At 57.7% G+C, this 25,902-nt stretch carries 26 protein-coding genes and 1 tRNA gene; 13 read left to right on the top strand and 14 right to left on the bottom strand.

Annotation, left to right across the window (positions count from 1 at the left end):
* Positions 1–33: 33 nt before the first annotated feature.
* The 6 genes from tuf (at position 34) to ACZ1HN_RS20910 (ending at position 5,256) form a co-directional block, all read left to right on the top strand.
* Positions 34–1,209 (top strand): elongation factor Tu, encoded by a 1,176-nt coding sequence (gene tuf / locus ACZ1HN_RS20935; RefSeq protein WP_299212396.1) that lies wholly within the window; start codon positions 34–36, stop codon positions 1,207–1,209.
* A gap of 198 nt (positions 1,210–1,407) precedes the next feature.
* Positions 1,408–2,550: a tetratricopeptide repeat protein gene (locus ACZ1HN_RS20930; protein WP_472728894.1), complete on the top strand. Its 1,143-nt coding sequence runs from the start codon at positions 1,408–1,410 to the stop codon at positions 2,548–2,550.
* A 141-nt stretch (positions 2,551–2,691) separates the two neighbouring features.
* Positions 2,692–2,820, top strand: coding sequence for a hypothetical protein (locus tag ACZ1HN_RS20925; RefSeq protein WP_472728893.1), 129 nt, complete (start codon positions 2,692–2,694; stop codon positions 2,818–2,820).
* A 236-nt stretch (positions 2,821–3,056) separates the two neighbouring features.
* On the top strand, positions 3,057–3,896 hold the full coding sequence (locus ACZ1HN_RS20920) for an HTD2 family dehydratase (protein WP_472728892.1): 840 nt from the start codon (positions 3,057–3,059) through the stop codon (positions 3,894–3,896).
* Positions 3,893–5,131, top strand: coding sequence for a CoA transferase (locus ACZ1HN_RS20915; RefSeq protein ID WP_472728891.1), 1,239 nt, complete (start codon positions 3,893–3,895; stop codon positions 5,129–5,131). The genes ACZ1HN_RS20920 and ACZ1HN_RS20915 overlap by 4 nt, the downstream gene beginning before the upstream one ends.
* Before the next feature lie 49 nt (positions 5,132–5,180).
* Positions 5,181–5,256 (top strand) — tRNA-Trp (locus ACZ1HN_RS20910).
* Positions 5,257–5,528: 272 nt separating this feature from the next.
* Here ACZ1HN_RS20910 and ACZ1HN_RS20905 read toward each other — a convergent pair.
* Together ACZ1HN_RS20905 and ACZ1HN_RS20900 are read right to left on the bottom strand one after the other, a co-directional pair.
* Positions 5,529–6,347: an SDR family NAD(P)-dependent oxidoreductase gene (locus ACZ1HN_RS20905; RefSeq protein WP_472728890.1), complete on the bottom strand. Its 819-nt coding sequence runs from the start codon at positions 6,345–6,347 to the stop codon at positions 5,529–5,531.
* Positions 6,344–7,717 carry a flavin-containing monooxygenase gene (locus ACZ1HN_RS20900; RefSeq protein ID WP_472728889.1) on the bottom strand — a complete coding sequence of 458 codons (1,374 nt, stop codon included), beginning with the start codon at positions 7,715–7,717 and terminating at the stop codon, positions 6,344–6,346. Before ACZ1HN_RS20900 ends, ACZ1HN_RS20905 begins: the two co-directional genes overlap by 4 nt.
* A 99-nt stretch (positions 7,718–7,816) precedes the next feature.
* Between ACZ1HN_RS20900 and ACZ1HN_RS20895 the strand changes: the two genes are divergently transcribed.
* Positions 7,817–8,374 carry a TetR/AcrR family transcriptional regulator gene (locus ACZ1HN_RS20895; RefSeq protein ID WP_472728888.1) on the top strand — a complete coding sequence of 186 codons (558 nt, stop codon included), beginning with the start codon at positions 7,817–7,819 and terminating at the stop codon, positions 8,372–8,374.
* Positions 8,375–8,496: 122 nt separating this feature from the next.
* Here ACZ1HN_RS20895 and ACZ1HN_RS20890 read toward each other — a convergent pair whose 3' ends face one another.
* The 6 genes from ACZ1HN_RS20890 to ACZ1HN_RS20865 form a co-directional block, all read right to left on the bottom strand.
* Positions 8,497–9,498: an ABC transporter ATP-binding protein gene (locus ACZ1HN_RS20890; RefSeq protein WP_472728887.1), complete on the bottom strand. Its 1,002-nt coding sequence runs from the start codon at positions 9,496–9,498 to the stop codon at positions 8,497–8,499.
* On the bottom strand, positions 9,498–10,445 hold the full coding sequence (locus ACZ1HN_RS20885) for an ABC transporter ATP-binding protein (protein WP_299599598.1): 948 nt from the start codon (positions 10,443–10,445) through the stop codon (positions 9,498–9,500). Before ACZ1HN_RS20885 ends, ACZ1HN_RS20890 begins: the two co-directional genes overlap by 1 nt.
* 39 nt (positions 10,446–10,484) lie before the next feature.
* Positions 10,485–11,453 carry an ABC transporter permease gene (locus ACZ1HN_RS20880; RefSeq protein WP_472728886.1) on the bottom strand — a complete coding sequence of 323 codons (969 nt, stop codon included), beginning with the start codon at positions 11,451–11,453 and terminating at the stop codon, positions 10,485–10,487.
* The gene (locus ACZ1HN_RS20875) at positions 11,417–12,349 is read right to left on the bottom strand and encodes an ABC transporter permease subunit (protein ID WP_472728885.1); all 933 of its coding nucleotides are present in this window, start codon (positions 12,347–12,349) and stop codon (positions 11,417–11,419) included. Before ACZ1HN_RS20875 ends, ACZ1HN_RS20880 begins: the two co-directional genes overlap by 37 nt.
* An 82-nt stretch (positions 12,350–12,431) precedes the next feature.
* Positions 12,432–12,629, bottom strand: a complete 198-nt coding sequence (locus tag ACZ1HN_RS20870) for a hypothetical protein (RefSeq protein ID WP_472728884.1) — start codon at positions 12,627–12,629, stop codon at positions 12,432–12,434.
* Positions 12,607–14,049, bottom strand: coding sequence for a peptide ABC transporter substrate-binding protein (locus ACZ1HN_RS20865; RefSeq protein ID WP_472728883.1), 1,443 nt, complete (start codon positions 14,047–14,049; stop codon positions 12,607–12,609). Before ACZ1HN_RS20865 ends, ACZ1HN_RS20870 begins: the two co-directional genes overlap by 23 nt.
* A gap of 1,146 nt (positions 14,050–15,195) precedes the next feature.
* Here ACZ1HN_RS20865 and makC (ACZ1HN_RS20860) point away from each other — a divergent pair.
* Both makC (ACZ1HN_RS20860) and makC (ACZ1HN_RS20855) read left to right on the top strand, forming a co-directional pair.
* Entirely contained in the window at positions 15,196–15,594 is a 399-nt protein-coding gene (makC, locus tag ACZ1HN_RS20860) for an alpha-pore-forming tripartite toxin MakABE regulator (RefSeq protein WP_472728882.1), read from the top strand.
* Positions 15,595–15,668: 74 nt separating this feature from the next.
* Positions 15,669–16,070, top strand: coding sequence for an alpha-pore-forming tripartite toxin MakABE regulator (gene makC / locus ACZ1HN_RS20855; RefSeq protein ID WP_472728881.1), 402 nt, complete (start codon positions 15,669–15,671; stop codon positions 16,068–16,070).
* A 141-nt stretch (positions 16,071–16,211) separates the two neighbouring features.
* Here the strand turns inward: makC (ACZ1HN_RS20855) and ACZ1HN_RS20850 are convergent, their stop codons facing one another.
* Genes ACZ1HN_RS20850 through ACZ1HN_RS20835 form a run of 4 tightly spaced genes read right to left on the bottom strand, consistent with a single transcriptional unit; the run spans position 16,212 to position 18,304 of the window.
* The gene (locus tag ACZ1HN_RS20850; RefSeq protein ID WP_472728880.1) at positions 16,212–17,144 is read right to left on the bottom strand and encodes a substrate-binding periplasmic protein; all 933 of its coding nucleotides are present in this window, start codon (positions 17,142–17,144) and stop codon (positions 16,212–16,214) included.
* Positions 17,141–17,530: a hypothetical protein gene (locus ACZ1HN_RS20845; RefSeq protein WP_472728879.1), complete on the bottom strand. Its 390-nt coding sequence runs from the start codon at positions 17,528–17,530 to the stop codon at positions 17,141–17,143. Before ACZ1HN_RS20845 ends, ACZ1HN_RS20850 begins: the two co-directional genes overlap by 4 nt.
* Positions 17,527–17,754, bottom strand: coding sequence for a hypothetical protein (locus tag ACZ1HN_RS20840; protein WP_472728878.1), 228 nt, complete (start codon positions 17,752–17,754; stop codon positions 17,527–17,529). Before ACZ1HN_RS20840 ends, ACZ1HN_RS20845 begins: the two co-directional genes overlap by 4 nt.
* The gene (locus ACZ1HN_RS20835; protein ID WP_472728877.1) at positions 17,747–18,304 is read right to left on the bottom strand and encodes a hypothetical protein; all 558 of its coding nucleotides are present in this window, start codon (positions 18,302–18,304) and stop codon (positions 17,747–17,749) included. The genes ACZ1HN_RS20840 and ACZ1HN_RS20835 overlap by 8 nt, the downstream gene beginning before the upstream one ends.
* Positions 18,305–19,007: 703 nt before the next feature.
* On the opposite strand from ACZ1HN_RS20835, the gene ACZ1HN_RS20830 reads away from it, so the two are divergent.
* The 4 genes from ACZ1HN_RS20830 to ACZ1HN_RS20815 all read left to right on the top strand — a co-directional run bounded on the left by ACZ1HN_RS20830 (position 19,008) and on the right by ACZ1HN_RS20815 (position 24,318).
* Positions 19,008–20,723 carry an SLC13 family permease gene (locus ACZ1HN_RS20830; RefSeq protein WP_472728876.1) on the top strand — a complete coding sequence of 572 codons (1,716 nt, stop codon included), beginning with the start codon at positions 19,008–19,010 and terminating at the stop codon, positions 20,721–20,723.
* 62 nt (positions 20,724–20,785) lie between these two features.
* Positions 20,786–21,964 (top strand): glycerate kinase family protein, encoded by a 1,179-nt coding sequence (locus ACZ1HN_RS20825; RefSeq protein WP_472728875.1) that lies wholly within the window; start codon positions 20,786–20,788, stop codon positions 21,962–21,964.
* A gap of 217 nt (positions 21,965–22,181) precedes the next feature.
* Positions 22,182–23,099: a lipid A-modifier LpxR family protein gene (locus ACZ1HN_RS20820; protein WP_472728874.1), complete on the top strand. Its 918-nt coding sequence runs from the start codon at positions 22,182–22,184 to the stop codon at positions 23,097–23,099.
* A 154-nt stretch (positions 23,100–23,253) separates the two neighbouring features.
* Positions 23,254–24,318 carry a Hint domain-containing protein gene (locus ACZ1HN_RS20815; protein WP_299201226.1) on the top strand — a complete coding sequence of 355 codons (1,065 nt, stop codon included), beginning with the start codon at positions 23,254–23,256 and terminating at the stop codon, positions 24,316–24,318.
* An 89-nt stretch (positions 24,319–24,407) separates the two neighbouring features.
* On the opposite strand, the gene ACZ1HN_RS20810 is transcribed toward ACZ1HN_RS20815, so the two are convergent.
* Positions 24,408–25,337 carry a sterol desaturase family protein gene (locus ACZ1HN_RS20810; protein ID WP_472728873.1) on the bottom strand — a complete coding sequence of 310 codons (930 nt, stop codon included), beginning with the start codon at positions 25,335–25,337 and terminating at the stop codon, positions 24,408–24,410.
* Complete coding sequence (locus ACZ1HN_RS20805) at positions 25,334–25,723, bottom strand: hypothetical protein (protein WP_472728872.1); 390 nt, start codon at positions 25,721–25,723, stop codon at positions 25,334–25,336. Before ACZ1HN_RS20805 ends, ACZ1HN_RS20810 begins: the two co-directional genes overlap by 4 nt.
* Positions 25,724–25,902: the final 179 nt, after the last annotated feature.

Raw genomic sequence — 25,902 nt, 5'->3', positions numbered from 1 at the left:
CGACCCACAACTGAACAAAGGGCGTCTGACAAGATGGCAAAGGAAAAGTTTGAACGTACGAAGCCGCACGTTAACATTGGCACGATTGGCCACGTTGACCATGGCAAGACGACGCTGACGGCGGCGATCACGAAGTATTTTGGTGACTTCCAGGCGTACGACCAGATTGACGGCGCGCCGGAAGAGAAAGCGCGCGGGATCACGATCTCGACCGCGCACGTGGAATACGAGACCGACGCGCGCCACTACGCCCACGTCGACTGCCCCGGCCACGCCGACTACGTCAAGAACATGATCACCGGTGCGGCGCAAATGGATGGCGCGATCCTGGTTGTGAACGCGGCTGACGGCCCGATGCCCCAGACCCGCGAGCACATTCTGCTGGGCCGCCAGGTTGGCATCCCGAAGATCGTCGTGTTCATGAACAAAGTGGACCAGGTCGACGACGAAGAGCTGCTGGAACTGGTTGAAATGGAAGTCCGCGAACTGCTGGACACCTATGAATACCCCGGCGACGACACGCCCATCATCGCGGGTTCCGCGCTGGCGGCGATGGAAGGCCGTGACGCCAACATCGGCGAAGACAAGATCCGTGAGCTGATGGCGGCTGTGGATGAATACATCCCGACGCCTGAACGTGCGATTGACCAGCCCTTCCTGATGCCGGTTGAAGACGTGTTCTCGATCTCTGGCCGTGGTACGGTTGTGACCGGTCGTGTTGAGCGTGGCGTGATCAATGTTGGCGACGAGATCGAAATCGTCGGCATCAAGGACACCCAGAAAACGACCTGCACAGGCGTGGAAATGTTCCGCAAGCTGCTGGACCGTGGTGAAGCGGGCGACAACATTGGTGCGCTGCTGCGCGGGATCGACCGTGAAGCGGTTGAGCGCGGCCAGGTGCTGTGTAAGCCCGGTTCGGTGAACCCGCACACGAAGTTCGAGGCCGAAGCCTACATCCTGACCAAGGAAGAGGGTGGCCGTCACACGCCGTTCTTCGCCAACTACCGTCCGCAGTTCTACTTCCGTACAACGGACGTGACGGGCACGGTTCAGCTGGCTGAGGGCACCGAGATGGTGATGCCTGGCGACAACGTATCGTTTGGTGTTGAGCTGATCGCGCCAATCGCGATGGAGCAGGGCCTGCGCTTCGCGATCCGCGAAGGCGGCCGCACCGTCGGCGCCGGCGTCGTGTCCAAAATCACTGACTAATCGTGCGGTAGGGCGAATACTGCATTCGCCACGCTGTTCGAGACATGGAAAGGCCGCGCATTCAGCGCGGCCTTTTTCGTTGTCTGGATTGTTTAGTTTGCTACCGTATTCGAAACCGGAGCTTTTTGTATGAGATTAATGATTTTGGCCGTTTTCGCGTGCCTGTATTTGCCAGGCGCGGTCGCGGCGCGGCCCATCTTGAAAGATAGTCAGAAAAGCTACGCTTTGGTCTGCCTTGAGGATACGGAAACCCCGCAACGTCTCGTTGGAATCTGCGAAACCGCTCTTGCCGAGTTAACGCAGCTCAATCGTGACTACAGAAACATGCAAGTTGTGCTCGCTGGCGCCTATGCCGATCTTGGGCAGTCTGATGTGGCGATCAATATCCTGGAAAAGGTGCTATCGGATGATAAAACGCACAACGGCGCATTGAACACGCTTGGTTGGGTGTATTGGGACACTTCTGATTACGATGCGTCGATTGACGCCTTTCAAAGTGCGCTCGACGTAGGCGCGTTGGCCGAGTCCTTTGCCGGTCTTGCCTCATCAAGTCGCTACAAGGGCGAGATCGAGGAAAAAGATTATCTGACATTGATCGATACAGCCATTGCCATGTCGCCAGAATACGTGTGGGCCTATCGCGACAAAGCGTGGTACTTCATTGAAACGGGGCGCCCTAAAAGAGCAGAAAAAATTCTAAAAGCCGCGTTGCAACACGACAAAGAGGACCCTTGGACCCTCTATGCACTTGGTGTGGCCTTCTACGATCAAAACGCGTCCGCCGCTGCAGCTGCCCGGCTGAACAAGGCTATTGAGACGCAGCAGGCGCCGACCAACGCCTATCTCTATCGAGCCAAGGCGAACTTCGATCTTGAGAATTATCGCCGTGCCCTGCTTGACGCCGAACATGTCGTGCAGGATTGGCCGACCTCGCCCGAAGGATATGTCTGGAAAGCGCGTTCACTATCTGCATTGGGCATGCGCCCCGCCGGGCAAACTGTTTTGCGTGACTATCTTGAAGAATCCTATGACAGCTACGCAGTCTACTGGCTCGCCGAACTCCTCTATTATGGAGGAGAAGAGATCGAAGCGATCCGCGTTCTGCAGTCGAACTTTGACCAAGGCGATGCCGATTACTACGACCATGAATTCATGGCCATGATGATGCTTGAAGTGCAGGATTTCGATGTGGCCAGAACACATATTGATGCTGCACTAAAGCTAGACGCGGGTGCGCAGTTCCCACGCTTCTATACATCTCTGATCCATGTCGCCGAGGGCAGGTTTGACGAAGCCGAGGCTCTTTTTCTTGATGCGTTGAGGGGGGTTACCACGCCATAGAATTGGGTACTTCATCGGCGCGCTGACGGAAGAAGGCGAGCTACAAAGAGCCGTCGAGTTTCGTACAAAAACCAATTTAGTGTCTGCCGAAGCCGACTGAGCCATCACTTAACACGGGCTTGGGGATGAAAGGCGGTCAGCATGTCCGTTGCTCTTTGGACTGAGGCGATTGACCATGGCTTCAAGTCGAAGAATCGTTCCGGGTTTATTGACACTGACGGGCGTATCTCGGCCACCCACAGGCGTGACACAGGCGTGACACAGGCGTGACATAGGCGGACATAAAGTTTCAATTTTCCCGCCTGGGGAGAAATTTTTTGAATGCCGCCTTTGAGTTTCTGCGCCAGCAAAATGGGCTGCAAACTCATTGAAATTGCTCACTCCTCCGAATGCTGCACATGCAAAGGCCGTGCCGCGGTATACGACAGTATTCCGCTAAGTTATTAAAATATATTGATTTTTTTCCGGGACCTCCTCACCATAAGGAGGCGGGAACGGAGGGCATCATGGATCAGGTGAACGTAGAGGCGTGGATCGGACGAAGCCTGTCGGACGTCGGTGAGATCGACCTGACGATGGCGGCAAAACTGCATGCGACACTTGGTCGAGCAGAAGCGTCGCCACCTCGCACAGGTGATCTGCTTCCTCCGCTCTGGCATTGGAGTGCGTTTGTTCCAATGGCGCATACCGAGCATCTTGGTCCAGACGGCCATCCGGGACCGGGCGCGTTATTGCCCCCGCTTGGCCTGCCTCGCAGGATGTGGGCCGGTGGTGCTCTGCGCTTCCACGCGCCGATCCGCGTCGGAGACATTTTGCATCGTCACACGGCTGTCCGGTCGATCGACACAAAGACAACGGCGTCCGGCCCCATGGCGCTTGTGACCTTAGATCACAGGATTGTCGGTCCCAGGGGCCTCGCCATCGAAGAGCGCCAGGACATCGTGTATCTGCCGATGCCAGACAGCTTCACACCGCCCAAAAAACGGTCAATGCCCGCGGAACCGGTCGAGCGTCTGGATATGTCGCCGACCTTGCTGTTCCGGTTCTCTGCCGTCACCTTCAACGCGCATCGCATCCACTACGATCAGGACTATGCACAGTCCGTCGAAAAGTACCCTGGCCTTGTCGTGCACGGGCCCTTGCAAGCTGCACTCTTGATGCGTCACGCTGTCGAAACGCGACAGCGCCCGCCCAGTTACTTCGACTTCCGGGCCGTGCATCCCCTGTTTGCGGGCACAGCCCTCGACATTTGTGCGACAGAAGAGGACCGTGTTCTGTCACTCTTTACAGGCCAGAACGGACATCAGGGCATGCGGGCCTCAGCGATGTGGGAGGATACGCAATGACCATCTTGTCCGGAATGCGCGTTGTCGAACACTCCGCCTTTGTGGCGATGCCACTCGCAGGTATGACGTTGGCTCAAATGGGGGCCGAGGTAATCCGCGTAGACAGGATCGGGGGCGGGCTCGATGCGGGCCGCTGGCCGCTTGCGCCTTCAGGACAAAGCCTTTTTTGGGCTGGTTTGAACAAGGGTAAGAAATCTGTCGCGGTCGATACCCGGCATCCTAGCGGCCGCGAGTTGGTTCAGCACCTCGCGACTGCACCGGGCGATGATGCAGGTCTGTTTCTAACCAATCTGCCGGCACGCGGTTGGCTGGACCATGACACGTTGCGCGCGCTGCGGGGCGATATCATAACGGTCACCTTGGCGGGGGATAGGCATGGCAAACCTCAGGTTGACTACACGGTGAACCCTGCGCTTGGCATACCACACATGACTGGACCGGAAGGATCACAAGACCCCGTAGCGCATGCCTTGCCCGCGTGGGACTTGATTGCCGGCAACATGTGTGTGTCGTCCCTGCTGGCCGCGGAACGGCGCCGCTTGCGCGGCGGGGGCGGACAGGAGGTGAAGCTTGCGCTCAAAGACGTGGCTGCGGCGACTATCGGCCACCTCGGCATGATCGCTGACGCCGCACTGAACCCATGCGACCGGGCCAAGGCGGGCAATGCCCTCTACGGGGCCTACGGTCAGGACTTTCTCTGTGCAGATGGTCGGCGGATCATGGTCATTGGGTTGACGGACCGGCAATGGTCAGGTTTGATCAAGGCCACCGGCACGCAATACGCCATGTCTGCTATGGAACTGCGCTATGGCGTTTCTCTGCAGGACGAGGGCGAGCGCTGGCGCCGTCGGACCGAGATCACGGATATCCTGCGACCATGGTTTGCCGCGCGCCGAGTGTCTGACTTCCGCGCTGACTTTGACCGTGCGGGGCTGACATGGTCCGAGTTCCGTACGGTGCGGGAAGCTCTTGCACATGATCCCGACCTCGGGCCGGATAATCCGATGTTCGACATGCTGACTCAACCGGGCCTGGGCCGCTTTCCCGTGCCCAAACATCCCGCCAGCTTTGGAACGGCGGAACGACCTACGGCAGGGCAGGCACCTGCGCTGGGCGCACATACCGAGGAAGTGCTGGGGGATGTCGCTGGCCTCTCCGATACTGAAATTGCCGATCTCTTCGATACGGGCATTGTTCAATCCAGCACCTATCACACTTCACGTACGGCGGCCTGAATTCATCCTTGCAAACCGGGGACGCGCCGCGTAATTCAGTCCGGCGCGAAGGGGTATAGCTCAGCTGGTAGAGCGACGGTCTCCAAAACCGTAGGTCGCGGGTTCGAACCCTGCTGCCCCTGCCAAAACCAAACTGACATGAACATGCTGATGTTTGCCGCGCAGGAGATGCCAGCTTGAGTATTATTGTTGCACAACACTGCCCTTGGCATGTGCGTCGATTTTTTGAGTCGGGATGATCCACAGCCGCTTTCGAAAAGTTTCTGCCGCCGCACGTGCTGAACGTGAAGCTTATCCATCGGCTCCATGGGCGCACTAAGCGTTCGCTACAACCGAGCCTGTGATACGCTGACCGCAATAGCCAGCCAGACGCATGAAAGTACGGGCGTCTTGATGCTCAAGAGGATTTGAACGTCTTGAGATAGTCTTGCTTCTTTTTCTCGCCCTGCCGTTCGAGATAGCCGACAACGGGTTTGAGCAGTTTGGGGAACATCATCATCAACGAAGCCATGAAGCCATCGGATTTCGGCAGCCAGGTTTCGAGCTTGCCCTTGTTCATTGCCTTGACCACGTGGTCTGCAATCTGATCCGGCGTCAGTGGCTTGACGTTGCCGATGAAATTCAGCGGCGATCCATCCGGGCTTGCCATCTCGGCTGCGAGCATCGGGGTGTCGATGGAACTGGGGAACAGGCCGCCAACCCCGACTCCATGGGGCTCGAGTTCAAGCGCTAGCGCAGCCTTGAAGCCGCGCAAACCGAATTTCGATCCACAATAGGATGCGCTGTTCTTCATCGGCCCGATGGCGGCCAGCGACATGATGGAGAAGATATATCCTTTCTTCCGTGCGATCATTGCCCGTGCGGCAGCAGCACACAGTACCATTGGCGCCGTCAGGTTGATGTCGACATGCGCCCGCATCAGGTCATTGGGCAGTGATCCGACTGGCCCTGGTACAATGATTCCGGCGTTGTTGATCAGCAGATCAATCGGCGACTTGGGGTTTTCGAGACGGTCACAAAGTTGCTTGAGACCCACTTCGCTGCGCAGGTCTGCGACAAGAAGCTCGGCTGGCTGGGGCAGGGCGTCTGACACCTTTTCAAGGGCGTCCCCATCACGGTCGGTCAGCACCAGGGTGTAGCCTTCGCGCGACAGCCGTTTCGCCAGCGCCTCGCCCACACCGCCCGCGGCACCGGTGATCAATGCGCGTCCCATCATGCGGCCTCCAGCGTCATTCGCGTGTCGGATGATTGCTTGGCCTTGTTAAAGTAACCCGCTTCAGGTTCATGCCAGCCCATGTGTTTGCGCAGGTTCCTGAACTCCCGCTTCAATGCATCGATGTTTGCATATGTGGCATGGCGATCGCTTTCGACGTAGCGGATACCGCCGCTCAGATCCGGGACGTGGGACTGCATCCGCGCGCGCAGCTTGGCCCATGTAACCGCATCGTCCCGCTGCGCTAAAATCGTGCGCCCGATCAGATCTGCCATCCCGTCAAAGAGCTTGTAGATGCCGCCATTCGTTTCCGTGAATCCAAGCCCAAAAAGCTGGCTGTTGGCGCGTGAGAACATGTGCAGGTAATTGTCGGGCCGGTTGCCTTTCCAGCTGAACAGGCTGGGATCGACATAAGGCACTTTCCATTCGTAGCCGGTGGCACAGATGACCACGTCGACCTCTTCTGGGGATCCGTCCTTGAACACCACATGCTTGCCCTCAAGCCGCTCGACATCGCTCTTGGCAAGAATGTCCCCGTGCCCAAGATAGTGGAGCAGTTGCGAGTTCACGATGGGATGGCTTTCAAGCACGCGGTGGTCGGGCTTGGGTAGCCCAAGCCGAGTGAGATCCCCGTTCAGGACTTTCAGGATGCCGCTGAAGATGCGCTGGGACAGCCAAAGTGGCAGGTTTGGTCCTGAATCGGCAAAAACATCCGCCGGCTTGCCCATGATGTGTTTCGGCACAAAGTGGTATCCACGTCGGACAGAGATGAACGTCTTGTTGCCGCTCACGGCTGCATCGCAGGCGATGTCGCAGCCCGAATTGCCTGCCCCCACGATCAGCACGTTCTTGTCGCGAAATTCGTCCATGTGGCGGAAGGAATTGGCGTGGCGGACTTCCCCGTCGAATTGCCCGACCTCGAGTGCCCAGTCCGGGAGCTGGGGATGCCAGGTCGTGCCTGAGACACAGATCAGCCAACGATACGTGCGGCTTTCTCCGGTGGACAGGGTCACGGTCCAGGCATCGTCATCGAACGACGTCTCGGTCACTTCGGTGTTGAAGCTGATGTGAGGGTAGAGATCATACTCACGCGCAAACGACTTCATGTAGTCAAAGATCTGACGGTTCGACGGATAGTCCGGGTAGTGATCCGGCATCGGGAAATCCGAGAAGTACGAGTGCGTCTTGGACGAGATGAAATGCGCAGAATCGTACATCGGCGTGCCCGGGTTCTCCAGATCCCAGACGCCGCCGACCTCACTGTGTCGTTCAAATACGTCAAACGCGATACCCAGATTTTTGAAAGCCCGCGCCAGCGCAAGGCCCCCTGGGCCAGCTCCGACAATGCATGCACGGTTGACAGTGTCTGTCATGATCTTTCCTCCTAAATATGAGTATCTGTCATATTTGTAATATGTGAGACTTTCTCATATTAGTCAATCATTGGGATTTTTGGCAGGATGCTCATCGTCATGGAAACGTCGATCAAAATACGGAAAACGCCCGTGCAGGCCCGCAGCAAAGCGCGGGTCGAACAGATCCTCAAAGCAGCCGAAGAGATGATCTCGGATCACGGAAGCGATGGTTTGAAAATGAGTGCCGTAGCGAAGCGCGCGGATGTACCAATCGGAACCGTCTACCAGTTTTTTCCGAACAAAAGCGCGCTGATACAGACTTTGGCGACTTCGGTCATGTCTGACATCAGGGACAATATCGATGCCGAATTTACCGGTGTTTCAAGCCTTGCGGATGCGGCGGACCGGATCGAAAAAACCTTGCGTGGTTACCAACAGTTTCTCAAATCCAATCCAACTGTGCGGGACATACTTTGTTCGACGCAGGGGGACAAAAAACTGCAGCAGCTTGATCTGGATGACAGCCGGAAAAACGGTGAAAAGCTGCTTCGTCACCTCAAACCCTTGGTCGACGATTCTGCAGCACGACCGGCTTGCAACGATGTGTTTCATGAATATGCATTTGACCGGTGCACTGGTTCGGATGACGGTCGAATTGGACGATGGCGAGGCTGAAAGCCTGATGAATATGTTTATCACCAACTTGCGGACCGAGATCACAAATTTCACAAGCCGCGCCGGGCCATGAACACGTGCACGTCGTCACCTAGATCGAACCGTATCGAACGTGCGGCTACTCAACCATCGATCAGAGATGGTTCTAGTTTCGTCGACGCGTCGTCCAACAGATAACACGCTGCTTCATGTCCTTTACGCTGCACCATTGGCGGCCGTGCCTTTATGCACTTCGCCATGGCATGCGGGCAGCGCGAAGCGAACAGGCAGCCGGGTGGCAAATCCATCGGGCTGGGCAAGTCACCTTCCAGCATCTGTGGTGCAATGCGGATATTTGGATCGGGCACCGGCACCGCCGACAGCAAGGCCTTGGCATAGGGGTGCTGTGGTGCACGGACGAGGTCAGCGGCAGGGGCGCGCTCCATCTGGGCACCCATGTACATGACCAGCACCTCGTCCGAGATGTGGCGGACGACGCCAAGGTCATGGGCTACGAACACAAGGGCCAGCCCCATCTCGCGCTGCAATTCCTTGAGCAGGTTCACCACCTGCGCCTGGATGGATACGTCCAGCGCTGACACCGGCTCATCACACAACAACACCTTGGGCTCGGCCACCAGCGCGCGCGCGATCCCGATCCGCTGGCATTGTCCACCCGAGAATTCGTGCGGAAAGCGGTTCGCCTGTGCGGGCGGAATGCCCACCCGTTCAAGCATCGCCAGCGCGGCGGTCTTGCGGTCTGCGGCACCCATCTCGGGCCGGAAGAAAGTCAGCGGTTCAGTGACAATCTCGCGGATCGTCATGCGCGGGTTCAACGAGGCGATGGGATCCTGAAAGATCATCTGCATCGTTGCGCGCAATCGCTGCATCGAAGCGCGATTGCCATACTCCACCTGTTCGCCATCAAGGGTCACAGTGCCGGACACCAAGGGTGCAAGCCCCGCAACAGACCGGATCAGCGTGGATTTCCCACAGCCTGACTCACCGACGACCCCAATCGTCCTGCCCGCCTCCAGTTCAAAGGAAACACCGTTGACCGCGTGGACGATGCCCGCAGGCGACCAGGGCCATTTCTTGGTTTGGGCAACGCGGAATTCGACATATGCGTTCTGGACCGAGAGCATCAGGTCAGCTCCTCGATGGGGCGCAGGCAGGCACGGCCGTCGCGCAGTTGGGGCAAGGTTTCGCGGCACGTGTCCACGACATCCGCGCAGCGGGGTGCGAAGGGGCACGCCACTGGAAAGCGGTGTTGGTTCGGTGGACTGCCGGGGATGGCCGTCAATGCATCCGACGGATCCTCGATATTCGGTACGGCGCGCAACAGGCCGCGGGTGTAGGGGTGACCGGGCTGATCGAACAGCGCCATGGTCTTGGCCGTCTCCATGACGCGCCCGCCATACAGGACAAGCACGTCTTCGCAGAACCCCGCAACCACGCCGAGGTCGTGAGTGATCAACACAACCGATGTCCCAAGGTCGCTCTGCACGTCCTGCAACAACTGCATGATCTGGGCTTGCACGGTGACGTCGAGCGCGGTTGTGGGTTCGTCGGCCAGGATCAGTTTGGGCTGGCACATCAGCGCCATGGCAATGACGATCCGCTGGCGCATCCCGCCCGAAAACTCGTGCGGATAGGCGCGCAGGCGGGCCTTGGCATCCGGAATGCGGACGGCGTCCATCACCTCAAGCGCGCGGGCACGGGCCGCACGGCGCGACATCCCCTCGTGATGCTCGACGATCTCGGTCAATTGCCGCTCGATCGTCATGTAGGGGTTCAGCGATGACATCGGGTCCTGAAAGATGATCCCGATCTCGCGCGCGCGGATGCGGTTCATCTCGCGGTTGGAGGTGGCCAGCAGGTCCTGACCGTCCCACATGATGCGCCCCTCGACCTCGGCATTCTTGGCGAGCAGGCCCATGATGGCGAGCGCAATCTGCGACTTGCCGGACCCGCTTTCGCCCACGACAGCCAGACGGCTGCCCGCATCAACGGAAAAGGAAACATCATTAACCGCGTGGACCAGCCCGTCGCCGGTGCGGAAGCGGATGTGCAGGTTCTCGACACTCAGCATGGTCTGCCTCGGGTTTTTGTGGTGTTCAATTGGCTCATCTCAACGCTCCTTCGGGTCGAGCGCGTCTCGTAGGCCGTCGCCGATATAGAACAGCGAGACCTGGGCCAGCACGAAGATCGCCGCCGGGAAGCCCAACTGCCACAGGGTGCCAAAGGTCATGGTGCTGGCCCCTTCAGACAGAAGGGCCCCCAGCGACGTATTGGGTTCCTGAATACCAACGCCAAGGAAGGACACGAGGCTTTCCATCATGATGACCTCGGGGATGACCAGCGAGGTGTAGATCACCACCACCCACAGCACGTTGGGGGCCAAGTGGCGGAAGATGATGGCAAGGTCCGACATGCCCAGCATCCGTGCGGCGTCAACAAACTCGCGGTTCTTCAGCATCATCACCTGTCCCCGCACGATCAGCAGGCCAGCCGTCCAGTTCACAAGGATGATGACCAGGATCATTTGGCTCATTGAACGGCCAAAGAAGGCCTGCCAGACCACAAAGAAGATGATGTAGGGGATCGCCAGCCAGATCGTGTAAGCGCTCAGCACCGTGCGGTCGAAACGCCCACCGTAGTAGCCAGACAGTGCCCCCAACGTGGCGCCCAGGATCACAGAGACCGGGCCCGCGATGAAGCCCACCAGCAGCGACGTGCGTGTGCCCTGCACAACGCGGGCATATAGGTCGCGGCCCAGCTCATCCACGCCGAACCAGTGACCGTTTTCCAGAGACGGGCCACCGTCTTGCTTGATGCGGCCCAGCACGTTCCAGTCGATCTCTTCAAAGGACCAGCGTGAGAACAGGTTGCCGAAGATGGCGAACAGAACCAGTACGCTGAGCATCCCCACCGAAAACACGGCCATACGATTGCGCAGGAACCGCCGTCCCGCATCCGCCCAGAACGAACGAGAGGCGACCATCTCTCCGGCGCGGTCATCAGCGAAGGCGGCGGAATTCAAGCGACGTTTGACAGCCCCGATCATGACAGGCCCGCCCGCACCTTGGGGTCGATCCACGCATAAAGCAGGTCAACCGCCAGTGTCAGCGCAAAGGTCAGAACAGCGTACAGGATCGCAAGACCCAGCAGGATCGAATAGTCGCGGCTATAGGCCCCGTCGATAAAGTCTTGCCCGATGCCACCGGTGGAAAAGAACACGTCAACGAAGACCGATCCGGTGATCATGTAGACAAAGACCGGGCCCATATAGGTCAGCGTTGGCAGCAGCGCCGGTTTCAGCGCATGGCGCAGGATGATTGTCCGCTCGGGCAGGCCCTTGGCGCGGGCCGTGCGAATATAGGGTGAGCCAAGGACTTCCAGCATCGATCCCCGTGTCAGGCGCGCGACAGACGCCATGTAGGACGTACCAAGCGCGATAGCGGGCATGATAATGTACTGCCATTGCCCCCCGTTCCAGCCGCCGCCCGGCAAAAGGCCCCACGAGAGTGTAAAGAGCAGCACCAGCAGCGGCGCCAAAACGAAGTTCGGGAAAATCTGGGAGAAGATGGCCAATCCGGTCATCGTGTAGTCCCAGAACCCGTTGTGCCGAAGCGCCGCGATGATCCCCAGCGGCACACCCAGCGCCAGCACGAAGACAGCCGACCAGAACCCGTAGGTCAGTGTCACGGGAAAGCCCTGCGCGATGACGTCGTTCACCGTCCGGTCCTTTTGCGCAAAGGAGGGGCCGAAATCAAAGCAGCAGATGATGTTCTTGATGTAGGTCCACAGCTGGACATAGAGCGGCTCGTCCATGCCATAGCGTTCAAGAACGTTGGCCATAACGGCGGGCGGCAAGGGGCGTTCCGAGGTGAAAGGTCCACCCGGCGCAAGGCGCATCAGGTAGAACGCGAAGATCACGAGGATCAACAGCGTCGGGATCACCATCAATAGACGGCGAAGGGTGTAATTGAGCATTGTGGGCTCCGAGGTTCCGGTGGGGGATATGCCCCACTGTTACGCCCCGGCGCGGAACCGGGGCGTAAGGGTTACGGTCGCGTCAGTCGGCGACGCGGTAGAGGTCCTTGGCGTACCAGTTCTGCTCTACGTTGTTGATCGGCCACCCTTGGATACTGTCGGACAGCATGATGTTGGTTGAGTAGTGGTAGATCGGTATGACCGGCATCTCGGCGGCCACAATCTGCTCTACCTCGGTATAGAGCGGCTGCGGATCCTTAGACGATTTGGCCTCGGCCATCAGTTCGTCCACGCGGGCGTTGGAGAACTTGGCATCGTTGTAACCTGACCTCGGTGGTCAGAAGGTCAAGGAAGGTCGACGCCTCGTTGTAGTCACCACACCATGCACCCCGCGCCATGTCGTAGTTCTGGGCACCGCGCGTTTCGAGGAAGACCTTCCATTCCTGGTTCTCCAGTGTCACATCCACGCCCAGCTTCTGTTTCCACATCTGCGTGGCGACGATGGCGACCTGCTGGTGTGCTTCGGAGGTGTTGTAGAGGTATGTGAAGCTCAGTTCTTCACCGCCTTCGCCATATCCCGCCTCGGTCATCAATTCCTTGGCTTTTTCGTCACGCTCGGCCTGCGTCATGCCTGCCATGTCTACGTCCGGTGTCTCGAACCCGGCCGTCGCAGCTGGGGTGAACGAGAAGGCTGGGAACTGACCACCCTGCAACACGCGGTCTACAATCACCTCACGGTCTACAGCCATTGCCAACGCCTGACGGACGCGGACGTCCTTAAAGGCTTCGGGACCGGAGGTGAGGTTGAAGTTAAAGTAGTAGTTGCACAGGCGCGGAAGAGCAAAAGCTTCGTCCGGGAACTCCTCGGCCAATGCGGGATACTGGCCTGCGGGAATGTCGGTCATATCCACTTCGCCAGCACGCCATCGGGTCAAACCCTGCGCCTCGTCGCCTATGACAAACGTCGTGACTGTATCCAAAACCGTGTTTTCATTGTCCCAGTACATCTCGTTTCGCGACCGGACCGAACGTTCTTTTGGCACGTGCGCTGTCAGGACATAAGCGCCGTTGCTTACCATGTTCTCGGGGCGGGTCCATTGTGCCCCGTGTTCCTCGATCGCCCATTTGGGGGCGGGGAATGTGGTGGCATGCGTGACCATCTTGGTGAAATAGGGCAGCGGCTGCGACAGTTGCACGACCAGAGTTGTGTCGTCAGGGGCCGAGACACCAAGCGCGGTTGGTTCCATGTCGCCTGCAATGATGGACGCGCCATTCTCAATGGACATCAATTCCATGTACCAAGCGTACGGCGAGGCCAGTTCAGGATCGACCGCGCGCTGCCAAGCATAAACAAAGTCGTTCGCTGTAACAGGTGTGCCGTCGGACCATTTGGCGTTGTCACGCAGGGTGAACGTATAGGTCAGGTTGTCGTCTGATGCCTCGTGATTTAGCGCGACGCCAGGGACGAGGTTGCCATCTGCATCCTGATTATAAAGCCCTTCGAACAGATCACGTACGACGTTGGAGCCATCCACATCCTCTACAACCTGCGGATCAAAGGACGAAAACTCGTCAAGCGTGCGATAGGTAAAGGTCTGCTTCTCTGCCAAGGTCACACCATCGGGGATGTCAGCAGCAATAGCAGGGGTTGTAAGACAAGTTGTTGCAAGGGCGGCGGCAAGAAACGGACGACGTTTCATAGGGGGGCTCCTCCATTGGTTTTTAATTTATGCTGTCCTGGTACTGTGGCTTAGGTGCGACAAAGACCAAAGCCGTGTCGAGTGGAATTAACGCCACGGCACTTGATGGTCGGCGAACTTTCGCCATTGACCAAAGTTTGCTCGTAAAACAATCGCTTACGCCTCACCCAAGGCAGAAGGTGATGCACACTGGATCATCTGGGATGATGCCAGACAATGATACAAGAAATTCGGCTGACCGTCGATATGTGACCGCCTCAGTCTTCTTATTTCCCGTTCTCGACCTGGCCGACACATCTGTCACTCAAGCTCTTTGCGTTCGCCTTTGACGGGAAATTGCGTTGTTGCGCTGGACGGAGAATTCTCGCCCAACCAAAACGTTGTACACAGCGTCTCACGTTATTTGGGTGTCGCCATGTCTGGTTGCAAATCATTGGTGCCCACATCGAATTTAGGTTCCGAACTGGGTACAGCTCTTTCCCGTAGCGCAGGCTTGATATGCTCTATTCGGGCAAGCTGCAGGCTCCTCAACCAGAACGCCCGGAACTAATCAGGGCGAGGTAAGCGAAGGCGCCAGTACTTACTACTAATAACCTGGTCATCAAAAAATACGCCTTCGCCCACTGCCGCAGCGGGGACATCAGCGGTGACACCAGCGTAGTAGGTGAAGGTTCGAGCTTCGCTTACTAGGCGGTTTTCCATTCGCTATGTCTTCCCTTTCGCAACTTACATGGGGCGCCTCACGAAACGCTTCCATGCACAAACTAATTATGCCCAGAGGCGACATTTAGTTCCTGAAATCTTTCCGAAATTAATCCGAAACGTGGTTTGCGCGGTTACGGTCAACTGTTTCTTGTTGAAATACGACGCGTGGCGCACGCGTGCTCTGTGTTTGCGCGACCGCCGTTCCATTCGGCCCGCGCGCGTACACATCCAAATCGAACCGTATTGGTGGATGCCCTGGGTTTCTGAAATGCAGCGGAAGCATTTCAGATCGTGAGCATCAGCTTTTTGCAATGATTTCATAAGGGTTTCAGGCAGAAAACTACTTCTACGGGAATTTGGTTTCCGTGGAGCAACCCCCACACACACTCTCAAACTTCAGCGGATCATGCGCTGAAAATACTGACCACAAGGAGACTTGAAATGGCCACCGTAAACGTTCTGATCGCCGTAGACGTCGAGGGCGCCCTGAGCAGCGGCAACCTCGGTTCGAACACCTACATGGTTGATACCAACAAATACATGGGGTCCGGGAGGGAAGGCACAGATGAGCTGCAGACCAAGCTTGCCATCGGCGATACAATCGTCTGGAGCGTCGCACCCATCGACCCTGGCACCTCGGTCGAAATCAACAGCTTTTCAGGCACCGCCGTCAGCGACAAATACATCAGTCCGGTGCAAGACCCGCTGACGCCAACGTCGTGGGAATCAAAGTTCCAACCTCCCGGCGGCACACCTTCCGGTACGTCCTACCAATACACGATGACCCTATCGTTTGAGGGCAAGAATATGACGTTCGATCCGTTCTTGATCGTTGCATGACCAACGACAACTCGTTCGACCGGTCCACACGCGGTCGAGCAAAATCAACAATCGCACACCACAGGAGAAAACACATGTCCACAGTAGACGTACTTATGATGGTTGACATCGAAGGCGCCCTTGCCAGCGGCAACCTCAGCCAAAACATTTATCTCGCCGATACGAACGGATACCTCGGTTCGTACAACGAAGGGCAGGACGAACTCAGCACCAAGCTTCACAATGGAGACACCATTGTCTGGTCTGTTGCGCCTATCGATCCCGGCACCAACGCTACTATTGCAAGCTTCTCGGGCACTGCCGTGGCCGACAAGTACATCAATCCGGTGCCAGACCCGCTGTCTGCAGGTGTTTGGGAGTCAAAATTCCAACCACCGGGCGGATCGGCGGGTAAGTCGTTTCAGTACAACGCAACGCTCAAGTTCAATGACTCCAAAGGACTGACGTTCGATCCGTTCCTGATCTCAGTCAACTAAATGACGTTGGTGTAAGCTCGGATGAAAGCCGGGGCTTACATCCGTCCGTGATGATTGGCGTGTCAGTTGCTGCGGTTGAAGATCACCCGTTCAATTCCCACTACTCGTCAACATGGCCACGCAATGCCCAGTACAACGTTTTCAGCTTTGGGGGGCTTGTCCCTTTGGGAAGCTATCCTCAAACGCCTCATTAAGGATTGAGGGTTGAAAGAATACCTGCCGGTTCAGTATCTCGAAGAATGTCGCAATGAACCGGGTCTTTTCGGGTGACGTCCGATATGTGTTTCCAAGGAGGACATATCGCTCCTCCGAGAACATGCGGTCGGAAATAGCGTAGTCACATATTGGGTCGGTCTTGCGATACGCTTGCAGCGTCAGGGCTACAATTTCGTAGTCACCGACATAGTACTTGATCTCACTCGAGCAAAACGCTTTGGCAAGCTCCAGATGGCCATCATATTGCCGGATCGGGGCAGCTGGCGGGTCATCGCAATCGGCGTACGCCTCTTGCCAGCTGTCATCCTTCACTCGGAATCTCTCAAGAATGATACCGTCGTCGCGGAAGCTGCCCGACTGTGCGATTGTCGCGATCAGCGCCAACCCGGACGTCGATCCGCCAAGCGACCCCACCAAGGCCGAACATGTGGCAGCTTCGCCCACTGGTTTTCGTTGCGCATAGGTGACGCCGGACAAGAAAACCGGCGGCGAGGAAATGTAATTCGACAGACGTTTTTTCGTGGCCGTCGTCGGGCTGCATATAATGTCAATCTCGCCACTCCGCAGCGCGGGAAACACCTCGGCCGCCAGAAGTGGAACAACTTCAATGCTCAATTCCGCGCCAAAAACTGTCTGCATTTCAACAAGAGCACTGTCGCAGATGAAGGCGACATAGCCTTCAAAACCGTCTTCTTCCAGCGGGCCGGAAAACACCAAAAACGTTATATCGACAAGCGCTTCTGATGTGTGGGCCATGCCGGTTGCGTTTGATCGTACACCAACCATCAGAGCCTCTTGCGCATGCAACGCCGGTGCCATCGTGCAGAACAGGGCCGCGCTTAACGCAACTGCCTTCACGCCTGCTCCTCCAACTTTGCGAGCGAGCACAATAATACTGCCGCGAGGCCGGGAAATAGCGCATGGATAAAAAAGTGCAGGAAAGGAATGTGGTTCAGCGGCCACCTCTGCCAGCGTCCATATTCCAGCGACGCCTCGCGACTTAAAAGTGCTGTGCCCGCGCACAAGCCGAACATCAACAGGCTTTGGATGAGCGACACCAGAGTTTCGTTGCGGACGAAATCAACAAGGTCCTGAGGTAGGCCATCTGTTGCGCCCACAACCTGCCACCACGACGCCAAGTAAACGAGCGGGTAAACAACCAATACAGATATAGCCATGATGAAAACCACTCCGGCCAAGGCGTTTTGCGTTGGTTCCCGGTCATTCTGCGAATGCTCGATCAACCGGACGGTGTTGGGCTGGGCCTAGTAGTGTCCTCAATCTTGTCATTCCGGATGAACAACAAGGCAAACAGGGCTTGAATATTGTTCCTCAGACGCCCTGCTTTCATGTGAACGGCTTCAATGTTTCCTTCGTTCAACCCGTCACCGACCAAAGCGCTGCGGACTTGTTCGTATTCGCCCTCCATCTTTTCGATAAGCGTCTCGATAGGGCGGTGCTTATGCACCGCAAAAATCTGGCCTCGGCTGCTTCCAACGACGGATGCAGTGGAGCACGTCGACCGTCTTCAGGCTCTCCCGGATTTCACGAAGAATGCCCGCGTTTGGTTCAGGAGCCTGTTCCTCTGCCAGGCTTTCGTTCAAAGCCATTTCCAGAGGTCCCTTGGTGCGGGGTCTGATCGCTGCATAGTTTGTGCGTTTCAGGTTTCCGATGACGCGATACACACCACGCGGTATCGCGGCGATCCAATGCGCATAGAACCGCATGACCCTTTCGATCGGGGAAAAGAGGCCGATAGATAGCGCGGAAACGATGGTGGCCGACACAAGAATTGGCTTGCTCAGATCGAAGCCTGATGTCTGCCCGGCAAGATCGGCGTCGTCACCGGTGCCTTCCCGCGCGCCGACGATCGTGAGTGTTGAAGAGTCGGAAGAGCTCGCCGCTTCCGACGCGGCGACGATAGAATAGAGTTCCGTCGACGTGAGGATCGCGGCATATGCGCAAAGATAAGTGCGGCATACATCAGGAAGCCGCGCAGCAGCTCCCCCTTGGTGCACAGCGCATCCAGATCAACCTTTCTAAGGATCGGATGCCGATCATGAGGTTCGACGTCGAGTGGCGTTTAAAACTAGCGATACGCCTCAATGACTAGCGTGACAGCCCCCACAGCTCCCACCGCCCAATATGCTACAAACATTGGACTGGATCAGTAGCAGGTCTGGATTTGGGGATTACACGGTCCAGTCGCCTTGACCGTTGTCGGAGCGAGCGAACCCGCCGCTGCAACGGTTATGGCGAATGCTGTGAACTTAAAATAAAGCACCTCAAAATTCTCCCGGTTAAATGGCAAACAATCAATCAATGCGCGAATATTGGCTCAAATTTGACCAAAACTCAAATTCTTGGACAACCAAGCGCGTGGCGACCTCTCCCTTGCGGTGTGTGATTTGCGGTCCGGTGAAGGAAAATCCCTGAGAATAATCATTCCTTGTCAGAGATTTAGAATCCGCGCTGATCTGTCCTGTCTCAGAACCGAAATCCGCTTTCCGTAGCCATCGAATACAATGCGACTGGGCGGATCACTGTATACTGCTTGGTGCCGGAAAAAGCGCGTAGGCCCGCATCAGTTACGGCTGTCATAAAACATTCACAAACCTGATGGGCCGTCGTTCATCGCCCTGTAAGTCCCGGCGATGGCTTTTGTCGTTACCCCTTTGATCAGCAACCCGCGAAAGCGCTGATCGACGAAAGGGACAGACGATGACGATGACTGCGGACCATGGCACGTTTGGCAAGGCAAACCCGGTTCTGGCCGAAGGGCTGAAAACGGTTTTGCTTCCAGCGGTGTCGGCTACAGTTCTCGGCGCGGTGATCTGGTTCAAAGCCACCACTCTCCTCCCGGATGCCCGGATCGTTCTTATCGTCATCGTCTGTGCGTTGATCGGTTGGGTTGCCACCCGGTTGCCGGACAGTCTGGTTGCCTTGATCGCGGCGCTGACCCTTGTGATCATGGGCGCCCAACCGCCCGAGGCTTTGACCGACACGCTCGGGTCACAGATTGTCTGGCTCTTGCTAGCGGCCTTTGTCATCGCCGCTGTGGTCAAGGAGGCTGGCCTTGTGGAGCGCCTCGTCGCGCCATTGACGCGAAGCGCCCCGCGAGTGCTGCCGTTTTTCCTCGTGACTGGTCTGGCCATTTCAGCCACCGCCTTCCTCCTGCCCAGCACGTCGGGGCGTGCCGCGCTCCTGCTGCCGGTCTTTCTTGGGTTGCTGGCTGCTTTGCCGGATCGCAGGCTTATCAAACCCTTGGCCCTGCTGTTTCCAACGGCCATTCTGCTGTCTGCTGGCGGGTCGCTTATCGGAGCAGGAGCGCATGTGGTCGCCGTCGAGGCAATTAACGCGACCGGCGGACCACGGATCGGCTATCTGGATTGGTTGCGCATTGGTGCACCACTTGCCGGCGCTTCGGTCGTTTTGGCCACCGTTTTGATCTTTGCAATCTTCGTCCCTCGGGATTTGCAGCACGCCCGCATCGTGCCGTCGGCCACAGGCGGTTCACTTTCGTCAGTACAACGCCGCATCCTTTTTGTGTTGGCAGGTCTGGTCGCCCTTTGGATCGCCAAGCCAATGCACGGTCTGGATGAATCCATGGTCGCGCTGGGCGGTGCGGTCTTGCTTCTGTTGCCACCGTTCAGCGCGCGCAAGCCTAAGGAGGTTTTTCGTTCGGTCGACATGGAGCTGGTGCTGTACATGGCGGCGACCTTGATGTTGTCGGTCGCTGTGGTGGACACGGGTGCCGACCGATGGTTGGCCGCAGGCGCCATGAGCCTTCTGCCAACAAAACTGGCAACCCATACCGGCGCTGTCGTGATTTTCATGTCCATCGTTGCCGTGATCTCGCATCTGGCCATCACCTCGCGCTCGGCCCGCGCTGCAATCCTGGTGCCCGCGCTGGCGTTGCCGGTGGCTGGTCTGGGGCATGACGCAACGCTGACCATTCTGATTGCGGTCATGGGTACAGGCTTTTGCCAAACTCTGATGGCAAGTGCGAAGCCGGTGGCCATCTTCGGGATGCACGAGTCCGCCGGGTTCAGTCAAAGAGACCTGTTCAAACTCGCTGTCCCACTTGCCCCGGTCAAGATCACGCTGCTTGTTGCGTTTGCACTGTGGGTCTGGCCGGACCAGCTGGCCAAACTCGGCCCTGTGCATCAGCAACAGTCATTTCTTTCTGCAACCTACCAAACCCCGCCCCGCCATCAGGCTTCCACGGCAATTGAAGAGCCCACTGGCCCGTCGACCAGTCAGCGTCCTGTGCTGCGCCCGGAACGTACAACGGCCGTTGGTCCGGGCACACTAAGTGTCACGCGCACAGCGTCCAGTAGGGGCGACCAAAAACCGCCGATCATCGCACAGGCCCGCAGCGATCTGCGCTTCGCGGGCAGGCAGATCAAAAGCGATCTTTCCCGTCTGTTCCGATGACGCGCATCAGACAAGCATTTCCGACCCTCCCTTCCATCTCGCAGACAAAAGGAACCTGCCCCATGACCATGACTGTTCTTGTTGCCCCGTCCGGCTTTAAAGAGTCTCTCTCTGTCAACGCCGTTACCAAATCCATTTCCAAGGGGATCCTGCGCGCCATGCCGGATGCCCGCATTCTCCAGGCCCCCATGGTCGATGGTGGCGAAGGCACAACCGAAGCGCTGGCACGTGCCACGGGCGGCGCGATTATCCCGGCTTGCGTCACGGGGCCGGTCGGTGAACCGGTAGATAGCTTTTATGGCATTCTTGGCGGACCCGGGCCACGCACCGCAGTGATCGAGATGGCCGCTGCTGCGGGCCTGTCGCTGGTGCCGCAGGATTGCCGCAACCCGATGCTGACCACGTCCTATGGTGTCGGCGAACTGATCCTGCACGCACTTGATACCGGGGTGGAGAAAATCTTGATCGGCTGTGGTGACAGTGGGATCAACGATGGCGGTGCGGGCCTCGCCCAAGCCCTCGGTGCGCGACTTCTCGACGAAGAAGGTGCCGAGATCGGTCGCGGCGGCGCCGAGCTGATGTGGCTTCACCGGATCGATATGTCGGGTCTGGACCGACGCCTCAGGTCGGTGCGTATCGACGTCGCGGTGAACTGGCACAACATGTTGCTGGGGCCGAAAGGCGTCGCGCGGGTCTTTGGCCCGCAAAAGGGCGCGACGCCGACTCAGGTGGATTACCTGGATTCCGCGTTGCAACGCTGGGCAACCGTTATCCGGGCCGAAACAGGTCTGGATGTCGGGACCGCTCAGGGGGCAGGGGCATCTGGTGGTCTGGGCGCAGGTCTGATGGCGTTTGCAGGTGCCACGTTGCACCCACGCTTTGACATCATGATGCAGTATCTCGATTTTGACCGCCTGCTGGATCAGGCCGATCTGGTTATTACAGCCGAAGGCAGCCTCGACGGTCAAAGCCCTTACGGAAAAGTACCTTGCGAAGTGGCAAGACGCGCCGCCGACCGGGACATTCAGACCGTGGCCCTCGCCGGTACCATCGGTAAGGGTGTCGACCAGACATTCTCCCACGGGATTTCGGCCTTTGCGTCCATTCTGAAACGACCCTGCACCCTCGAAGAAGCGATCCGCGATGGTGATCAACTTCTGCGCCGCGCGGCAGAAGATGCGATGCGCATGATGTGCGTTGGGTTGCGCATGTCGCAGAAAAAACAGGTCGCATATGCATGAACGTGATGCTGGCGGGTTTCTGGCTCGCCAGCTCTGTCACTCCCATCAGGCGCGCGCAATTCTGTTTGATGGCGTCAGGCGGATAGAAATCAGGCACAAATAAGGCATAATTTTAGACTGAGTTTTTCTGACTGTGGCCGATCCGCACTAGGCAAATCAGAACCCGCTGGGCTAACCGTTGTCGGGCCTGGGGGGGCACGCTTGTCGAGGCATCTTAATGCTCAAAATTTTGACCGCCGCACTCTGTGCGACGCTCTGTTTCTCCGGTTTGGCAGAAGCACAAGACAGGAAACGGCTGGGTTACGGTCGCCTGATCACCAATGACTTCTTTGGCGATGGAGAGGATCGCTGGCGTACCGGTGGCTTCCAGTCCTCGCGTGTTTGGGGACCTACGTGGGACGGCGCGGCGTCGACCGGGTTCGGCCAGTTGCTGGAACTCAGACTATCTGCCGAAATCCTCGCGCCTGATGACATCCGCACACCTGATCCAGGGGATCGTCCCTATGCCGGTGCGCTGTCAGCGGGTCTACACACGCATTTCTCGCGGGGACCAATGGAGTATTCCGTCGGTGGGGACATCGTCTTTCTTGGCCCGCAGACCCGCCTCGACGAACTTCAGGACGCATTCCATGACACGTTCAACATTTCCACACCGTCGGATGCGGTGCGGGATGCGCAGGTCGGCAACGATGTTTTGCTAAATGTGGTGGCTGAAGCCGGGCGCAGCTTTGCTATAGGACAATCCACGTCCCTTCGCCCCTTTGTTGAGGCGCGGGCTGGTGTTGAGACGCTTGTTCGGGTTGGTGTAGATTTTACGTATGGCGCCTTTGGACAAGGCGAGCTTCTGGTGCGCGATGGTGTCAGCGGACAGCGCTACGACGTTGTTCAGTCGGACTGGACCGGGTTTAGCTTCGTGATGGGTGCGGACATTGCGCGGGTGGCGGACAGTGAGTTCTTGCCTGCCAGCAGTGGTGTCAGTCCGGAGGACACGCGAGAACGGCTGCGCGCCGGTGTGATGTGGCGCAGCGAAACGGGGGTGTCCGGGTTCTACGGCGTGACCTATCTGGGCGAAGAGTTCGAGGGTCAGGACGAGGGCCAGATCGTCGGTGCAATCCGTTGGCGCGTGCCTTTCTAGCATGCGTTGAGATAGCGTGCTGAAGGCCAGTCAGTGACCCCACGTTATCTTCCGCGTGCAACACTCTGGAATCTTGTGGAAATCCATACTTCACAGAAGCGAATCACTTTGCTAACGTGCCCGCAATAAAAAAAGTAAGGCAGGCATACAGGCAATGGAAACGGGCTTTCGTGGCACGTTTGTCATCTCCTGGTCGCAAACGGAAGTGGACGGTCTCGAGGCCGCGCCTTTGCCATCTTTGGCGGTGGGCGCAGCATGGGCATGGCGTGGGGACGCCGTGCGTGTGGATGGTCCGCAGGATGTATTGCGTCTGGACAGGGCGAACGGAGAAGACGTAATCCGCCGCAGGGCGGCGCGGATGGTGCATCGACTTGTTGGGGCAGCCATCGAAAATACCCCTCTGACACCCGAACCGGACGAGTCGGAGCCGCTGATGACAGACAGCAGCTTTGTCGTTACGGACGGTGCCAAGAGTTACACTGTGACAGTGATCGAAGTGGGGCGCGGTGCGCCGCCATTGCTCATGTTCCTGGACGATATTCCACCGCGAAAAACCGACCTGTGGGTTGTGCATCACACGATCAACACCGCCTACGGTGATCCAACCCCGGATGGAGCGGGTGGCGTTATTTGCTTTACGCCCGGGACATGGATCGACACACCCGATGGACCGCGCCTGATCGAAGATCTGCGCGAAGGGGACAAGGTTCAGACACAAGACAATGGTCCTCAGGAGATCTTGTGGACCGGAAGCCGTCATATGACCGGCGCACGGCTCTTTGCCATTCCACGGTTGCGTCCGATCCGGATTGCGGCTGGCGCTCTGGGGGTGGAGCGCCCCGATCAGGAACTGCTGGTGTCACCGGAACATCGGATGCTGATCAAGGGAGACGTGGCCAAGGATCTGTTCAATACACCCGAGGTGCTGGTTGCGGCCAAAGATCTTGTCAATGGGTCCACCATCACCGTCGATCTCAAGGCACGCAAAGTGACCTATGTTCATCTGCTTCTTCCCAAACACGAGGTGTTGCGTGCCAACGGTGTGGAGACCGAAAGCTTCCATCCGGCCAATACTGCGCTGTCGATGCTGAACGAAGATGATCGCGCGCGGTTGGTGGGAGGCATGCCGAACCTGGAACGTGACCCGCATACCTATGGTAGCTACGCGCGTCGCAACCTGAGCGCCAGCGAAGCTGCAATCCTAAACCACGTCGCTTGATCTGTCGGACGCTGCGCGATGACATGATTTTGAGGCCTTGCCCTCGCCTTGCGGGCGGCCCCATCGTGTTTCCGGTCAAGATAAACGGTTTAGTTGAACCCTGGCGTGCCCTTGTCCTGAGGCGCGCGTGCCAGATGCTTGGCCTTGATCTTTGCTGAAGTATCGCGGGAGCCATCGTGGCTCCATCCCGGTGGGGCAACTGCGTAGAGCAGGCGATCTTTGAGCGTCAGCCCACGTTGGGTGACATCCTTCCAGATGCCGACCCATTCGTGAAACGCGACCCGGATCGGGTTGAAGGTGCCGATGTTCTGGACCAGCCCGTAGTCCGGCTTTTCACTGTCCAGCTCTGGAACAAAGGTGCCGAACATCTTGTCCCAGATGATGAAGACACCAGCGTAATTGGCATCGAGATACCTAGCGTTGCGTCCGTGATGGACGCGGTGGTGACTGGGTGTGTTCATCACGGCCTCGACCCAGCGGGGCAGTTTTCTGATGGCTTCGGTATGAATCCAGAATTGGTAGATCAGGTTGAGGCCGCCGACGAATAGCACCATGGCCGGGTGAAAGCCGAGCAGGATCAAGGGTGCACGGACAACCATCATGAAGGTGAAGGTGCCGGTCCACGTCTGCCGCAGGGCTGTTGTCAGGTTGTAGTGTTGGCTGGAGTGGTGGTTGACGTGGCTGGCCCAGACCCAGCGGATGCGGTGCCCGAAACGGTGCACCCAGTAGTACCGCAGGTCATCCAGTACGAAGCAGATCAGCACAACCCAGATGCCGGTTCCGAGATCAAATGGGGTGATCGCCCAGAGCCACATGAAAAACCCCCAGGCGATGAAGCCCAAGATGATGCCCGACGCGACACTGCCAGCCCCCATGATCAGCGATGTGACGGCGTCACGTGTTTCGTAGCGCCCGCCGCGATGTTTGATGACGATCCATGCCAGTTCGATGGCAATCGCGACGATGAAGAAGGGGACAGCAAGTTGTACGACGTCGGGGTAGGTCAGGTCGCTCATCATTTTTGGGTGATCCACGTTTGCCAGTCGGTGTATTCGTCGGGGGTGAGATGCAGCCGCACTTTCGGAGCGGCATAGTCATCAAGGTAAAGCGTTGTCGATTTTGCGTTGATGCGGAGCGTTTCGTTACCTGTCAGCAGTCGGGCGCATGTGTCTGCCCCCATCTGCCACAGGATACCAGGACCGCGCTCTGTCGTGATCCGTGCGGCACGTCCATCGGCGGTAATCATTGTCTTTTCGATCACATCATCCGGGTGCGTGCGCATCCATGCGGCACGGGCGGTTTCAGGCGTGAAAGGCAGGACCTTGGACAAACCAAGCCAATGCAACACGAGCGCAATGCCCGCGATGCCACCGACCACTAAAATGAGCAGGATGTGCAATGGCACGGCCTGATCCTCCCTGTTACCACTTCAGCGGAGCAGGCGCGCAATCGTCAAGCTTGGCGTCGCGTCAGGTTTGCTTGTGGGACGCAAGTTCGGTTGCCAATGATTAACCTCAAGACACTGTTAATAAAAATTAAAAGTGAGTATCGTGTGCGAGCTGCGGCTGATCGCATCAAAGGCCA

The organism is Tateyamaria sp. GN1-10, from assembly GCF_055693845.1.
The sequence above is the reverse complement of the archived record's forward strand: the minus strand, read 5'-3'. Positions and strand labels throughout refer to the sequence as shown.